The organism is Proteus hauseri (genome assembly GCF_040139125.1).
Classification (GTDB): domain Bacteria; phylum Pseudomonadota; class Gammaproteobacteria; order Enterobacterales; family Enterobacteriaceae; genus Proteus; species Proteus hauseri_B.
The window spans coordinates 32,168-47,790 of sequence record NZ_JBEEUB010000014.1 but is presented as its reverse complement, the minus strand read 5'-3'; the positions used below and the strand labels follow the sequence as shown (position 1 = coordinate 47,790).

Genomic DNA, 15,623 nt, shown 5'->3' with positions numbered 1-15,623 from the left:
TGGTAGTGTGGGGTCTCCCCATGTGAGAGTAGGGAACTGCCAGGCATTAAATAAGACGAGAAAGCCAACCCACTGGGTTGGCTTTTTTGCGTTTGGAATTTAGTGTTTTTAGAGAATATTAAGTCAATAATAAGTAATCAGATCTAATTAACTCATCTACTTATTCACTTTTATATGCTGAGAAAGCAATAAACTTGCAGTAACAACCTTAAATACAGCACCCTTCAATATTATATAAATCTAATAGTGGCTCTATATTATTTAATCATGTCAGTACAAGTGATTTAAAATCACAGTATCGGGCTTTAAGCCTGCCTAATATATGCTTAAAGAAAAGAATAATGCGCATATAGAGATATAAACTAGAGTGAAAAATAGGAGAGTAGGCTTGGTAATAAAAAGTATATTATGAAGCTTTCTAGACTTTAAATTTGTTTATTGAGGTTCTTGCTGCTCTGATTTTAATAAATTATAGTCTAGAATATTTTTATTACCATCAATAACCATAATTGATGGTTTTTCTTGGTAACAATGACTTAATGGTGAACGACAGGCTTTTGGTGAAGTATGTTTTATACCTAACCAATCACTAAGAAGCCAGTAATTATCAGCCGTTGAATAGGGATTAACTAAGCGTTCAGCATCAATATTAGGGCGTGTAGATAATGAGCTATACCAAATAAATAATGGAATATCATAAGCCTCTTTTCTAGGGCTATTTACACCATGGTGGTAGCGGATATCTCTATTTTTATCAAATCGTTGTAATGCATGATCTGCAAAATAAAGGAGTGAGGCTGGCTTATTTTTTACTTTGTCTATAATTTGTTTAATCAGTTTATCTGTATAAGCTATAGAGCTATCGTAACAGTTATCATCTTCTTGTTGAGTAAAGTTAATAAGCTCATTAGCAGGAAATCGGTTACATGAGGGTTCGTGGCTGCCATAAGTGTGTAGTACGATTAGCTTTTTTTTCGTCGAATTATCATTTAAAGCTTCGTCTAAATAAGGAAGTAATGCTTCATCATAACCAATAAAATCATTCCATTTTTTATTTTCAGCCATATTTGCAATAACTGAAATTACACTTGTTTTTTGATTACCTTCCCCTTGATTACTTAACCAATAAGTTTTAAATCCAGCATGGTTAGCTAATGAAATGATATTGTCAGCATAATGTTTTTTATTCTGTAATTGCTCTAAACCAATATTAGATAGTGAAATGGGGACTGATAATATAGTAACAGGTGCTGGAGAATAGACTTGATTAAACAGTAAAATATTCTCTTTTTCTTTGGTTAAGTTGGGTGTTGTATCATAAGGATAACCATATATACCTAAATGATCGCGACGAACTGATTCACCAATAACAATAATATAAATCTCTGTTTTATCATTGTTTTTAGTATATTTATAAGAGACCTCTTGAGATGCTATTTTTCTTATTTGTTGGTTCTCATGAAATGTTTTTACTAACGCTGCTGCATTATAAAATGGGGTATTAAGAAAGATATATTCAGCGAGTAGTCTATTTTTATCTTCCTCTCTTAATCCTAGCTGTTTATATAATGGAATAATCATTATTAATAGAATAATGGATATCAAGTTTTTTTTGCTTGTTTTTATTGTTAAGTAGTGAGCGCTTTTATGTATAAGAAAGAAATAGATTATAAAAATACAAATATAAAATAGAACATAATACTTATTATAAGAAAGCATCCCTACTGTTTCACTGCCATTTGTATTAATAAAGGTTTCTGCGATAGATGATGAAAATGGAATATCATGTTCACGATAAAAGAAGAGAGAAATAGAAAGATTTAATGCCCACAATGCACTAACGATAAAAGTTATAGCTTTTCCAATAACAGAACGATAAATGCCACCACACGTTAGCATGATAAGCCAACCAATTATGATGATATAAAACTTTTGTTCAATATGTAGCGTTGAACCACCTAATATTGCAGGTGCTATGGATAAGATAAACAAAAGTAAGTAACACGTTAACTTGGACATAGTCTATTTAAAACAGCCACCTTTTTTATATGGACTGAAAAGTTAACCATTTACCTTTTGAGAATACAAGTATTGATTGGCTAAAATGAGTCTGAAACTGATATCTTAACTATTTTAGAGGGAGGTTATGACTTTTTGTGAGTATAAAATAGGGAGTATTTACAAACCTAAGAAGTTATGAGAGTTGATAATTGATTGATTTTCATTTTAAATAAACAACTATTTATAAAATAAAAATATTGTTTATTAAAATAATGTATAGATATGTATTTAAAAGTTATATTATCTAAATATAAATAATAATATTATAGTTATCGCGGATGAAAACAAAAAAGTGCTAAGTAATGTCAGCACTTTTTTGCAGAGATGATAAGTAAATTATTTAGCACATAATTAATGTGATTTGCCTTCTTCTATGCCTATCCCTATTTGAGAACGAATAAATTGAGCTTGGAATTTTATTTTTTCTTGCTGACCCAAAGATGATTTGTCTGTAATAGAAAATACCCATGAAACAACAAAAGCAATAACCATAGAAAATAATGCGGGATATTCATAAGGATAAATCGGTTTTTCATGACCAAGAATATTAACCCAAATTGTTGGACCTAAGATCATTAGGGTCACTGCGATTAATAATCCAGACCATCCTCCAGCAACTGCACCTCTTGTAGTTAGCCCTTTCCAATACATTGAAAGTAAGATAATAGGGAAGTTACAACTTGCTGCAATAGAGAATGCGAGCCCAACCATAAAGGCGATATTTTGCTTTTCAAACAAAATACCCAGCCCTATTGCGACTATTCCCAAAATAACAACGGTGATTTTAGAGACATTTAGCTCTTTTTTTTCATCGGCATTACCATTTTTAATCACATTAGCGTAAAGGTCATGAGAAACAGCTGAAGCACCCGCTAATGTTAATCCAGCAACAACAGCGAGAATGGTGGCAAAGGCTACTGCTGAGATAAAGCCAAGAAAGAAATTTCCACCAACAGCATCTGCTAAATGGACAGCTGCCATATTGGTTCCACCAATTAAAGCACCGGTGGCATCTTTGAACAGAGGATTAGGGCTAACGAGTAAGATAGCGCCGAAACCAATAATAAAAGTAAGAATATAGAAATAGCCGATAAAACCTGTTGCATAGAATACACTCTTACGGGCTTCTTTAGCGTCGCTAACAGTAAAAAAGCGCATGATGATATGAGGAAGCCCAGCAGTACCAAACATTAATGCAAGGCCTAAGGAGAGCGCGGATATAGGATCTGATACCAATCCACCAGGACTCATAATAGAGAAGCCTTTTTGATGTACACTGACCGCTTCTTTAAATAATGTATTAAAATTAAAATTAGCAACTTTCATAACCATTACTGCCATAAATGTTGCGCCAGCAAGTAACAAAATTGCTTTAATTATCTGTACCCATGTTGTTGCTAGCATTCCGCCAAACAGAACATAAAGCACCATTAAAATACCGACAAGAACCACTGCTATATGGTAATTCAATCCAAAGAGAAGCTCGATTAGTTTGCCAGCACCAACCATTTGGGCAATAAGATAAAGTGCAACCACAACGAGTGAACCGACAGCAGAGAGTGTTCTGATGGGTTTAGGGCTTAATCGATAAGAGACAACATCGGCAAATGTGTAACGACCTAAATTACGCAACCGTTCAGCAATAATAAATAAAATGATAGGCCAACCAATTAAAAATCCTATCGAATAAATTAAGCCATCATAACCAGAAGTATAGACTAATGCTGAGATCCCTAAAAAGGAAGCTGCTGACATAAAATCGCCCGCTATTGCCATTCCGTTTTGAAACCCGGTGATTTTACCACCCGCTGTATAATAGTCGGCGCGTGAACGAGTCCTCTTTGAAGCCCAATAAGTGATATAAAGTGTTAATCCTACAAATATCAGAAACATAATAATTGCCTGAATATTCATAGGTTGTTTTTCACCACCTTCAGTAATTGCTGTTGCATAAGCCAACGTTGATGAAAGCATAAATAGACTTATGGCATAGAGTAGTTTTCTCATTTTTCTACCTCATCAATGATTTCGGCCGTTAATTTGTCAAACTCCGTATTTGCTCTGATAACATAAATACCAGTGAGTACGAATGAGGCAACGATTAGACCAATTCCAATTGGAATTCCCCTCGTTATATAAGATCCCTCATACAAAGGAGTTCCTAACCACTGTGGATAGAAAGCAATAAGAAATATAAATGAGACATACATTGCAAGCGTGATAATAGAGAGTGTCCATGAAAAACGACTACGTTTTTTAACCAGTTCTTTAAAGCGAGGGTTATCTGCTATCTCTTGATAAATATTGGCATTCATCAGAGTTCTCCTCTATATAATTGTTTGGTTTATCACATGACTTAGAGGCGTAAATCCCCGCATTTCATGATTTCTAGGTGAGAGAGCCTAGCAAAGGCATTTTAATGCCTTTGCATTGTAATTTTAATGAGAAACACTTTTAATTAAGCCACCTTTGAATAAGTGGCTTTTAATAGACACTAAGCTGTCAGTGATAGAGACTGTTTTTCTTCTAACAGTTTCTCTACAACACCTGGGTCTGCGAGTGTTGAGGTATCTCCGAGGTTGGTTGTATCGCCAGAGGCAATTTTACGTAAGATCCTACGCATAATTTTCCCTGAACGGGTTTTTGGTAAGGAATCAGTCCAATGGAGGATATCTGGGGTGGCAATTGGTCCTATCTCTTTACGTACCCAGTTTCGTACTTCAGTGTAAAGTTCTGGGGTGGGTTCTTCTCCATGATTTAAAGTGACATAAGCATAAATCGCCTGCCCTTTAATATTATGAGGAATACCAACAACCGCTGCTTCTGCAATTTTAGGGTGAGCAACAAGAGCCGATTCTATTTCTGCGGTACCTAAACGGTGACCTGAAATATTAAGTACATCATCAACTCGACCTGTTATCCAGTAATCGCCATCTTCATCACGACGAGCACCATCACCAGAAAAGTACATTCCTTTAAAAGTAGTGAAGTAAGTCTGTTCAAAGCGTTCATGGTCACCAAAAAGAGTACGAGCTTGTCCTGGCCATGAATCAACAATAACTAAATTACCTTCACAAGTACCTTCTAGGATCTCACCCATATTATCAACAATGGCGGGCTGAACACCAAAGAATGGACGAGTAGCCGAGCCCGGTTTTAAATCCATAGCACCCGGTAGTGGGGTTATCATAAAACCGCCAGTTTCTGTTTGCCACCAAGTGTCCACAACAGGGCATTGGCTGCGTCCCATCTTCTGATAGAACCATTCCCATGCTTCTGGGTTAATAGGTTCACCAACAGAGCCTAGGATGCGCAATGATGTGCGTTGAGTACCCTCTATCGCTTTATCACCTTCAGCCATTAATGCACGAATAGCAGTAGGGGCTGTATAGAGAATGTTTATCTGATGCTTATCGACAATCTGTGCCATACGGTTTACTGAAGGATAATTTGGTACACCTTCAAACATTACCGTTGTCGCACCATTAGAAAGGGGACCATAAAGTAGGTAACTGTGACCTGTTACCCAGCCAACGTCAGCAGTACACCAATAGATTTCACCTTCGTGATAATCAAAGGTGTATTTAAATGTCATTGAGGCATAAACCAGATAACCACCAGTAGTATGCAGTACCCCTTTTGGTTTACCTGTTGAGCCTGATGTATAGAGAATAAAAAGTGGATCTTCAGCATCCATCACTTCTACATCAGATTCGGTGCTTACACCTTGAATGACTTCATCCCACCATAAGTCACGCCCTTCAACCCACTGTTCTGTATGTCCTGTACGACGAAAAACAACAACATGGTTGATTGGTGGAATATCAGCATGGTTTAAAGCATCATCGATATTTTTCTTTAATGGAATTGCACGACCAGCACGTAATCCTTCGTCAGCTGTAATAACCAATTTTGCCTTTGAATCAATAATTCGACCCGCAACGGCTTCTGGTGAGAATCCACCAAAAATAACAGAATGAATAGCACCAATACGAGTACAGGCTAACATGGCAACCGCAGCTTCAGGCACCATTGGCATATAAATAGCGACTACATCGCCTTTTTTAATGCCTAAATTTTTTAATACGTTAGCAAATTGGCAAACATCTTGATGAAGTTGTCGATAAGTGATTTTCTTCGACTCATTAGGTGAGTCACCTTCCCAAATAATAGCAACTTGATCAGCTCGCGTTTTAAGGTGGCGATCAAGACAGTTCTGGCTGATATTTAGTTGTCCGTCTTCAAACCAGCGAATGCGGACATGACCAGGGTCAAATGAGGTGTTCTTTACCACAGTGTATGGTGTTATCCAGTCAATAATTTTTCCTTTATCTGCCCAAAAGGCCTCAGGATTTTTGATGGATAATGCATAATCTTTTTGGTATTGCTCTTTATTGATCAGGGCATGTTCTGCAATGCTAGCAGGAATATGATGTTGGTTTATTTTTGTCATAATTATTCTCCTCACTCTTGTTAATACTATGTCAAAAAGAGGTTAATAAAAAAGGACAAATAAACATTGTTTCTTTTTTGCGCAGAAGATCACGAAATAATGGAAGTGGTTTTCATGGTGTGATCAATTAGTGCTAAAGGCAGTGGTATATGATTTATCTACTTTTTACTTGTTTAATAGGGTTTTAATTTAGTTAAACACTTTTAAATTAAAATAATATGCTGTGAAAATGAGTTGAATAGTGCAGGATAAAAACCACAAAAATAATATGGATATGATAATGATTTTCATTAGCGTTTTTTTAACTATAATGAAACGATAAGTCACATGGTGTGATCCAATATAAAACAGCACTGGAGATTAATATGAGCTATACATTACCTGCACTTCCTTATGCTTATGATGCATTAGAGCCACACTTTGATGAACGTACTATGGAAATTCACCATACTAAACATCATCAAACTTATGTGAATAACACCAATACAGCATTAGAAAAACTACCAGAGCTTGCGGGCTTAGATATTGATGAGTTAGTTAAAAATCTACATAAAGCTCCTGCTGATCAGCGTACATTCTTGCGCAATAATGCGGGTGGTCACTCAAACCACTCTCTATTTTGGCAAGGTTTAAAATTAGGTACTCAACTGCAAGGTTCCCTAAAAGATGCTATCGAACGTGATTTTGGTAGTGTTGATGCATTTAAAGAACTTTTTGAAAAAGCAGCAGCAAGCCGTTTTGGTTCGGGCTGGGCTTGGTTAGTACTTAAAGATGACGGTAAATTAGCCGTTGTTTCTACCGCAAACCAAGATAGCCCATTAATGGGTGAAGAATTAGCGGGTGCTTCTGGTTATCCAATTGTTGGTTTAGATGTTTGGGAACATGCTTATTACTTAAAATATCAAAATCGCCGCCCAGACTATATCAAAGCGTTTTGGTCAGTTGTTAACTGGGATGAAGCGCAAAAACGTTATCAGAGCAAAGCGTAATTTTTCTTTTCTCTTCTCATTTTTTAATGCCGACTTTTGTCGGCATTGTTTATTGATGCCACTATCCTTTACTATGGGTTATTCTTTTTGTTTAGGTAGTGAATTATGCGCTATTTACCCACAGTTTTTATCGGCAATATAACGACAACATCGAATGGATTTACCAGTGCTATCACCAAAAGGCTGGTGGATGGCAATATCCAATTAACTTCTATTGGATTAGCTGGAGATGAACAAGCAGAAAAGAGCTTTCATGGTGGTCCTGATCGCGCATTATGTCATTATCCTCAAGAACATTATCACTATTGGTCTGAACAATTTCCTGAATTAGCCGATTTTTTTAATGCCCCGGCATTTGGCGAAAATATTTCAACAATTGGTATGACTGAAGAGAGTGTCTTTATTGGAGATATATACCAATGGGGCAATACTTTTATTCAAGTCACTCAACCACGTTCACCTTGTTATAAGCTAAATACAGTAACGGATATCAGTAATTTCTCACAAATTATGCAAGATAGTGGTTACTGTGGTTGGCTCTATAGAGTTATTGGTGCCGGTGAAACGGGAAGCCATCATCCGCTGGTTTTAGTTTCTAGAAATAGCGATATTTCAGTAAAAGAAGCGATCTCTATCGCCTTTCATATGCCATTTGATGAAGAGCTTTATCGTCGTTTATTAAGTGCTGCGGGGTTATCTGCGAGTTGGAGCAAGACAATGCAGTTAAGAGTGCAAAATCAAACCATTGAGAGTTTTAATCGACGGTTGTTTAAGGAATAAATAGTTAACTAATTGATAGTTAATGGTATTATTAATAAAAATTAGCTTGTGGGCTAATTTAACCTTGCATAAAATTAGCTTGTAGGCTAATTTTTAAGTTAAGGAAAAGCTCGTGTTTGAAATTTTATACCACCCAAACGCTTGGGATGAAGTATTAGAGTTACCTATTCAAATACGAGTTAAATACGATAAACTTATTGCTAAGATAGAGCACGATGCTCGTTTATTAAGAGAGCCTGATACAAAATATTTAGGGAATGGTCTTTTCGAGATCCGTACTATGGGTACTGATATTGCTAGAGGCATATGGATATACCATAAAAGAAACACAGTTATTATGCTTCGTGTCTTTCTTAAGAAAACGCAAAAAATATCGAAGAAAGAGATTGAGATCGCCCAAAAACGATTGATGGAGGTGCTCAATGAAATTGAGAAGTCATAAAGAATTACATAATGAGATGATGGAAGATGAAGAATATCGTGTGGCTTGGGATGACGAAACGCGTAAGGAAAAATTGAGAGATACATTGGCTCAATGGCGTAAACGCGAGAATCTGACAAAAGCGCAAGTTGCTGAGCGAATGGGTGTAACACCGCCAGTAATTACCAGAATAGAAAATAATATTACTAAAGCGAGTATAGATACCCTAGCGAGATATGCGTATGCTTGTGGTATTAAGAACCCAATAATTCCTCTTTACTAAAAAAAACACCTTCCTAAAATAGGCGAGGTGTTTTTTTATGTATTAACGGAAAATCACGGATGTGCAATAAATCCGATTGCGTCATAAACCTTGTCTAAGGTTGCTTGAGCGCGAGCTTTGGCTTTATCTGCACCGTCTTTCATGATTTTATTCAGTAAAACATCATCATTACGGAAAGTATTAAAACGCTCTTGAATATTGGTCAGCATTTCAGATACAGCATCAGCAACAGCACCTTTTAGATGACCGTACATTTGCCCTTCAAATTCAGCTTCTAATTCAGCAATAGTTTTACCTGTTACTCCGGCTAAAATATCGAGCAAGTTAGAGACACCTGCTTTATTTTCAAGATCATAAATAACACGAGGTGGCTCTTCAGAGTCTGTCATCGCACGTTTGATTTTCTTAGCTGCGGCTTTTGGATCTTCAAGCAACGCGATAACGTTGTTACGGTTATCATCAGACTTAGACATTTTTTTAGTTGGATCTTGCAGTGCCATAACACGGGCACCACCTTTAGGAATAAACGGATCTGGCACGGTGAAAATATCACCATAAATAGCGTTAAAACGCTGTGCAATATCACGGCTTAATTCAAGGTGTTGTTTTTGGTCAATACCAACAGGAACTTGATTAGTTTGATAAATAAGAATATCGGCAGCCATCAGTACAGGATAATCAAATAGACCTGCATTAATATTTTCTGCGTGGCGTGCTGATTTATCTTTAAATTGAGTCATACGGCTCAATTCACCAAAGTAGGTATAGCAGTTGAGTGCCCAACTTAATTGCGCATGTTGTGGAACATGAGACTGAACGAAAATGGTGCTTTTTTCAGGGTCAATACCACAAGCAAGATAAAGCGCTAAAGTATCTAAGGTTCTTTTTCTTAGCTCTTTAGGATCTTGGCGAACAGTAATTGCATGTTGGTCAACGATACAGTAAATGCAGTCATAATCATCTTGCATTTGTACCCATTGACGCAAAGCACCCATATAGTTGCCAATAGTTAATTCACCAGAGGGTTGTGCACCACTGAATACTATTGGCTTTTGAGCCGTTTTTTCTACTGAAGTCGTCATCTTAATTCTGTTCCACAGTTGTCATTGGCGAGATGTCGAGGATAGAAAGCAAGTCAGCGAAATTATCAAAAGTAAAATCTGGTTTGCTGTCTGCAATAGGTTCGCCATAGTTATAACCGTATGTCAGACCAACACAAGGACATTGTGCCGCTTGGGCTGCGATAATATCGTTGCGAGAATCCCCAACAAAAAGGAGTTCTTCCTTTTTAACACCAAAAGTGCCCATTGTTAAATACAATGGTGCTGGATGCGGTTTTTTTTCTTTAACGTCATCGCCACCTAATACCATAGAGAAGTATTTCTCAATCTCTAATTGTTGTAAAAGTGGGGCGATAAAAGGTGAAGGCTTGTTGGTAACAATACCCAGAGGTATACCTTGTGCAAATAGCGCTTCAAGCGTTTCTTTAACGTGAGGAAAAAGGTCACTGCCTGTTTTAACTGAAGTGGCATAGTGTTCGTCAAAGAGGTCACGCATCTCTTTTAATAATGTATCTGTGACTTCGGCACCAACATGGCGTAATGCGCGAGTTAACAGCATATCAACGCCATTACCTACCCATATTGTGACATTATGTTTGCCAGCAAGAGGAAAGCCTTTTGATTGTAATGCGTAATCTGTCGCTTCTGTTAAACCTACTGCGCTGTCAGTTAATGTGCCATCAAGGTCAAAGGCGATAGCACGGATGCCTTTGAGTTTTTTATCAGTCATTACGATACCTTTTCTAATTCACGACGCATGTTGTCTATAACATGCTTATAATCTGGTTGGCTAAAGATTGCGGAGCCGGCAACGAACATATCAGCACCTGCTTGTGCGATTTCGGCGATATTATCCACCTTTACACCACCATCAATCTCTAAACGAATATCATAACCACCATCATCAATCATTTTGCGAACTTGGCGTAATTTATCGAGAGAGTTTGGAATAAAGGATTGCCCACCAAATCCAGGGTTAACTGACATGATAAGGATCAGGTCGAGTTTATCCATCACATAATCGAGATAGCTCAATGGTGTTGCAGGGTTGAATACAAGACCCGCTTTACAGCCACAATCTTTAATTAATTGAATGGTACGATCTACATGATCACTGGCTTCTGCGTGAAATGAGATATAAGTTGCACCGGCTTCTGCAAAATCAGGGATGATGCGATCAACAGGTTTTACCATAAGATGAACATCAATAGGCGCTGTAATGCCATAATTACGCAGTGCTTTACAGATAGGGGCACCGAAAGTCAGATTAGGCACATAATGGTTATCCATCACATCAAAGTGGACAACATCTGCGCCAGCAGCAAGTACTTTGTCCGTATCTTCGCCAAGGCGAGCAAAATCAGCAGATAAAATAGAAGGGGCAATCAGAAAGTCTTTCATCGCATTCTCCTGACGACACTCCCATTGTCGGGAGGTGTTAACGATTATTTATATAAGGCAAGTAATTCGTTCACTTTGCTACGAGCGAGTGTGTTACTACTAATCGTTCTTCTGACTTTCACACTATGTAGCTCTTTAGCATTCACGTACCACTCTTTGGTTAAAGCAGTATCATGATTTGATATTAACACGGGTATCTGTCTCTCGTAAGCCAGCATTGAAGCAAGTTGAGCGAGATGTTCTTGCTCTTGAAAGCTAAAGCTATTTGTGTGGTATGCCGTAAAGTTCGCTGTGGGTGACAGCGGGGCATAAGGGGGATCACAGTAAATGACAGAACCATCAGGCGCATTTGTCATGGTAGATGAATAGCTTTGGCAGACAAAAACGGCTTTTTGCGCTTTTTCAGAAAACCAGTTTAATTCTGTTTCTGGAAAATAGGGTTTTTTATAGCGTCCAAAAGGGACGTTGTATTCACCCCTTGAATTGTATCGACACAAACCATTGTAGCAATGACGATTCAGATAGAGGAATAACACGCTACGCTGATAAGGGTCTGTCGATAGGTTAAACAGTTGTCTTAGCTTATAAAATTCATCTGCTGTATTCATTTGGGGGGTGAATAACAAACGAGCATCGCTGATAAATTTCTCAGGATGCTGTTTTACCGTGTTATAGAGATGAATTAAATCACTATTTATATCGGCAAGAATATATGAATCGTACTCTGTATTTAAAAAAACAGAACCAGCACCCATAAAAGGTTCAATTAAACAGTTACCTTCTGGTAGATGACGTTTGATATCATCTACCAAAGGATACTTACCACCAGCCCATTTTAGGAATGCGCGTTTTTTTTTCATGCCGTCCAAATTTCTTAATCGTTTCAGAGTCGCCGATTGTACTCTGTTTCAGACAGCATATCAGCGGTGAACTTCGTCTTAATTATTTTTTTAGGTCCAGATGAACATGTTTCATCGGTCTAACCCAAGGTTGTTTCGCTTGAACAGGCGCTGGTAATGACGAAACTGCCTGTTTTGCTTCACTTATATTACGATAATTACCATAGATGAGTACATACCATGGGTTACCATTACGTTGGGTCTTATAAATTGTATAGTTCCCATTTAAGTTCTTTTTAGCGAAAGCTTCTAAAGTGTCTTGGCGACTGGCACCACTTAACTGCAAGGTATAATTTGTTGCTGGAATAGAAGCCAGATTACTTGCAGATAATTGCCCAGAAACCGCCGGTTTTGTCGTAGGTTTGCTTGGTTGAGTGGTTGCTGGTGGTGTCACCGGTTTTACTTGTGGTGTTTTAACTTCAGGCTTTTGCTGTGGTACTGGTTTTGTTACCGGCGCTGGCGTCACGGGTTGTGGCGTTTTTGGCTGGTTTTGTGCATTAAGCTGTTGTTGATTAACCGCTTGGTTAATGCCTGTTTGCTGTTGATTTAGAGAATCAACAATATCACCGGGTAGCTCAACACGTTGCCCTTGAGAATCAATCATTGGCGGTAAATTTTGTGTAGGCGCTGGCGTTGGCTCAGTTGACGGTTGTATCTGCTGACCAGAAATCTCTTGAGGAGAAGAAATTGTATTCTCTGTAGGTGCAACGGATGATGGCGGTTGAGAAAGGTCGATATTTCTTTCCGTATTTGCCTGATCTGTTGGTTGCGTCGTTTCTGGTGATTTTAATGCCGAACTTATTGCAATAATAAGAAGGATTAAGACAAGCACACCAACACCAATCATCATCTGCTGACGGGACACAGAAAAGCGAGCATTTTTTAATGGATTAGTGCGAGGTCGGTTAGTTCTGCGCTCTGGTCTATCAGATGTATCGGGTTTGAGTGTGTTATCACTCTTTGTTTCATTTTCAGGTTTGAACTCGTCCATTATGCCCTCCGTCAGAGCGTCAAAAAGCGAAGATAATCTATTCAGCCTTGGCCATTACCTATTAGTATAAGGATGAAACGCTTTTTACGAAACGTTGCATTTGACAATATTAACCAGAATTATCCTTAAAACGGAGGATCTGGTTTCTCTCTAGTCAGGTAATGGGGAGCTTAATTTGCATTAATGCAAGATGTTATCGCTTTGTGCACCTGTTCGCGAGAAATATCCGCACGCAGTTCTGATTGACCGATACCTTTTGGTAAAACAAGGTGTAATTTACCACCAGAAACCTTTTTATCTCGCATCATATGCGGTAAATAATCATCTGGAAGCATTTCTTTCGGACCAGAAATAGGAAGTTTTGCTTTTTCAAGCAGTTGAATAACTCGTTGTGTTTCTTCAGTGGTGAATTGTCCTAGCGCTTGTGCAGTTTTTGCTGCCATAACCATGCCAGCAGAAACGGCTTCGCCATGTAACCAAACACCATATCCCATGTGCGCTTCAATGGCATGACCATAAGTATGACCAAGGTTAAGTAATGCACGTAAACCGCTAGTTTCTTTTTCATCGGCAGCTACAACATCGGCTTTAAGTTCGCAGCAACGACGAATGCAATAAGCGAGCGCTTGGGGATCAAGAGCCAAAAGTTTATCAATATTATTTTCAAGCCAGATAAAAAAAGCTCTATCTAGAATGATGCCATATTTGATAACTTCAGCTAAACCTGATGATAATTCACGAGGGGGTAAAGTTGTCAAACAATCGAGATCGATAACAACAGAGGCTGGTTGGTAAAAAGCACCAATCATATTCTTACCAAGTGGATGGTTAACTGCCGTTTTTCCACCGACTGATGAATCTACTTGTGATAGTAAAGTCGTCGGTACTTGAATAAAGCGAACACCACGTTGATAGCTTGCAGCTGCAAAGCCTGTTAAGTCACCGATAACACCACCGCCTAAAGCGATAAGTGTTGTATCTCGATTGTGATTTTTTTCTAAAAGTGCAGTAAAGACATCGTTCATTATAGAAAGTGATTTATATTGCTCACCATCAGGTAAAATAACGCTATCTACCAGAATACCTTGATTTTTTAAGGTATTCGTTACCCTTTCTAAATAAAGCGGTGCGAGAGTCTCATTAGTGACTATCATCGCTTGTTGCCCTGCTTTTAAGGGTAAAAATGTTTCTGGCAGGCGAAAAATGCCAGAAGCAATGGTTATGGGATAGCTTCTTTCACCTAATGTTACTGTGATACTTTCCATAAAAGTAGCCTTCTTTTACCGTCTTTACTTGATGCTTAATTTATTGAAAGTATTAGCTTTTTTCTAACATCTCAATAATTTGATTCGCAACAATTTTTGCACTTTGATCATCAGTATGAATGGTGATATCTGCAATTTCTTCATAAAGAGGATTGCGTTCTTCAGCCAATGTTTCGAGTACATCACGTACAGGTTCTACGCCCTGTAGTAATGGACGTTTTTTATCACGTTGAGTACGAGCTAACTGTTTTTCGATATTAGTTTCTAAATAAACAACAACACCGCGTGCAGATAGTCGGTTACGGGTTTCTCTCGATTTCACCGAACCACCACCTGTTGCTAGCACAATGCCTTGCTTTTCAGTAAGTTCGTTGATTATTTTTTCTTCTCGTTGACGGAAGCCTTCTTCGCCTTCTACATCAAATACCCAACCTACATCCGCACCTGTACGCCGCTCAATTTCCTGATCGGAATCATAAAACTCCATACTAAGTTGTTGAGCTAACTGACGACCAATAGTGCTTTTGCCGGCACCCATAGGCCCAACCAGAAAGATATTACGTTTCTCTGCCATGTTTTTGGTATTACTAAGATATTCGTTAATGATAACCCGCCCCGCCAAATTCATTCAGCGACGGGACCTAAACTGAAATTATGAGTGTCTATTTCTTTCACGCCTGATAACGTTTCTATCTACTCTCATATCAAGATTGAGTTTTTTCAGTAGATCGCCATAAAATAACCACATGCTGTCGCAAGCGACATCATAGGATAAAAATCCCTTTGCCTACAGTGCATAACAAGATACTACTAAAAAAAATCAATCATTTTTGTTGGCAATGCGGAGATTCTAACACAATTTAATCGGAAAACTGCATCTGATCACGTTGTCTTTTTAGTCATCAGGCAATCAATATTACATATAAAAAGCCCTGCCTCCTATTATAGAGGAAGTGCGTAAAATGTATCCGTATTATAGTTGCGATAATTCAGGCCCACTCAATTAGCTAACCCTTGTA

The 15,623-nt window shown here is 38.0% G+C and carries 15 protein-coding genes; 4 read left to right on the top strand and 11 right to left on the bottom strand.

Features of this window, described 5'->3' with window-relative positions:
- Positions 1-435: 435 nt before the first annotated feature.
- The 4 genes from ABN099_RS18040 to acs all read right to left on the bottom strand — a co-directional run bounded on the left by ABN099_RS18040 (position 436) and on the right by acs (position 6,514).
- Positions 436-2,019, bottom strand: a complete 1,584-nt coding sequence (locus tag ABN099_RS18040) for a phosphoethanolamine transferase (protein ID WP_349465765.1) — start codon at positions 2,017-2,019, stop codon at positions 436-438.
- A 393-nt stretch (positions 2,020-2,412) separates the two neighbouring features.
- Positions 2,413-4,068: a cation acetate symporter gene (locus tag ABN099_RS18035; RefSeq protein WP_349465763.1), complete on the bottom strand. Its 1,656-nt coding sequence runs from the start codon at positions 4,066-4,068 to the stop codon at positions 2,413-2,415.
- The gene (locus tag ABN099_RS18030; protein ID WP_349465761.1) at positions 4,065-4,376 is read right to left on the bottom strand and encodes a DUF485 domain-containing protein; all 312 of its coding nucleotides are present in this window, start codon (positions 4,374-4,376) and stop codon (positions 4,065-4,067) included. Before ABN099_RS18030 ends, ABN099_RS18035 begins: the two co-directional genes overlap by 4 nt.
- A 179-nt stretch (positions 4,377-4,555) precedes the next feature.
- Entirely contained in the window at positions 4,556-6,514 is a 1,959-nt protein-coding gene (gene acs, locus ABN099_RS18025) for an acetate--CoA ligase (protein ID WP_349465759.1), read from the bottom strand.
- Positions 6,515-6,879: 365 nt separating this feature from the next.
- On the opposite strand from acs, the gene sodA reads away from it, so the two are divergent.
- The 4 genes from sodA to ABN099_RS18005 all read left to right on the top strand — a co-directional run bounded on the left by sodA (position 6,880) and on the right by ABN099_RS18005 (position 8,987).
- The gene (gene sodA, locus ABN099_RS18020; protein WP_349465757.1) at positions 6,880-7,503 is read left to right on the top strand and encodes a superoxide dismutase [Mn]; all 624 of its coding nucleotides are present in this window, start codon (positions 6,880-6,882) and stop codon (positions 7,501-7,503) included.
- A 105-nt stretch (positions 7,504-7,608) separates the two neighbouring features.
- Positions 7,609-8,283: a 6-hydroxyaminopurine reductase gene (gene yiiM / locus ABN099_RS18015; RefSeq protein WP_349465755.1), complete on the top strand. Its 675-nt coding sequence runs from the start codon at positions 7,609-7,611 to the stop codon at positions 8,281-8,283.
- Positions 8,284-8,395: 112 nt separating this feature from the next.
- Entirely contained in the window at positions 8,396-8,725 is a 330-nt protein-coding gene (locus ABN099_RS18010; RefSeq protein ID WP_349465753.1) for a type II toxin-antitoxin system RelE/ParE family toxin, read from the top strand.
- Entirely contained in the window at positions 8,706-8,987 is a 282-nt protein-coding gene (locus ABN099_RS18005; protein WP_349465751.1) for a helix-turn-helix domain-containing protein, read from the top strand. The genes ABN099_RS18010 and ABN099_RS18005 overlap by 20 nt, the downstream gene beginning before the upstream one ends.
- Before the next feature lie 53 nt (positions 8,988-9,040).
- Here the strand turns inward: ABN099_RS18005 and trpS are convergent, their stop codons facing one another.
- From trpS to aroK, 7 genes are all read right to left on the bottom strand, one after another.
- Entirely contained in the window at positions 9,041-10,069 is a 1,029-nt protein-coding gene (gene trpS / locus ABN099_RS18000; RefSeq protein ID WP_349465749.1) for a tryptophan--tRNA ligase, read from the bottom strand.
- Position 10,070: 1 nt separating this feature from the next.
- Positions 10,071-10,778, bottom strand: a complete 708-nt coding sequence (locus ABN099_RS17995) for a phosphoglycolate phosphatase (protein WP_349465747.1) — start codon at positions 10,776-10,778, stop codon at positions 10,071-10,073.
- Complete coding sequence (gene rpe / locus ABN099_RS17990; protein WP_349465745.1) at positions 10,778-11,449, bottom strand: ribulose-phosphate 3-epimerase; 672 nt, start codon at positions 11,447-11,449, stop codon at positions 10,778-10,780. Before rpe ends, ABN099_RS17995 begins: the two co-directional genes overlap by 1 nt.
- 44 nt (positions 11,450-11,493) lie before the next feature.
- Entirely contained in the window at positions 11,494-12,309 is an 816-nt protein-coding gene (gene dam, locus ABN099_RS17985; protein ID WP_349465743.1) for an adenine-specific DNA-methyltransferase, read from the bottom strand.
- An 82-nt stretch (positions 12,310-12,391) separates the two neighbouring features.
- A complete protein-coding gene (locus tag ABN099_RS17980; protein ID WP_349465741.1) occupies positions 12,392-13,339 on the bottom strand; it encodes an SPOR domain-containing protein in 948 nt (315 codons plus the stop codon).
- Positions 13,340-13,509: 170 nt separating this feature from the next.
- Positions 13,510-14,604, bottom strand: a complete 1,095-nt coding sequence (aroB, locus tag ABN099_RS17975; RefSeq protein ID WP_349465739.1) for a 3-dehydroquinate synthase — start codon at positions 14,602-14,604, stop codon at positions 13,510-13,512.
- Positions 14,605-14,656: 52 nt separating this feature from the next.
- The gene (gene aroK, locus ABN099_RS17970) at positions 14,657-15,178 is read right to left on the bottom strand and encodes a shikimate kinase AroK (RefSeq protein ID WP_349465737.1); all 522 of its coding nucleotides are present in this window, start codon (positions 15,176-15,178) and stop codon (positions 14,657-14,659) included.
- Positions 15,179-15,623 lie beyond the last annotated feature (445 nt).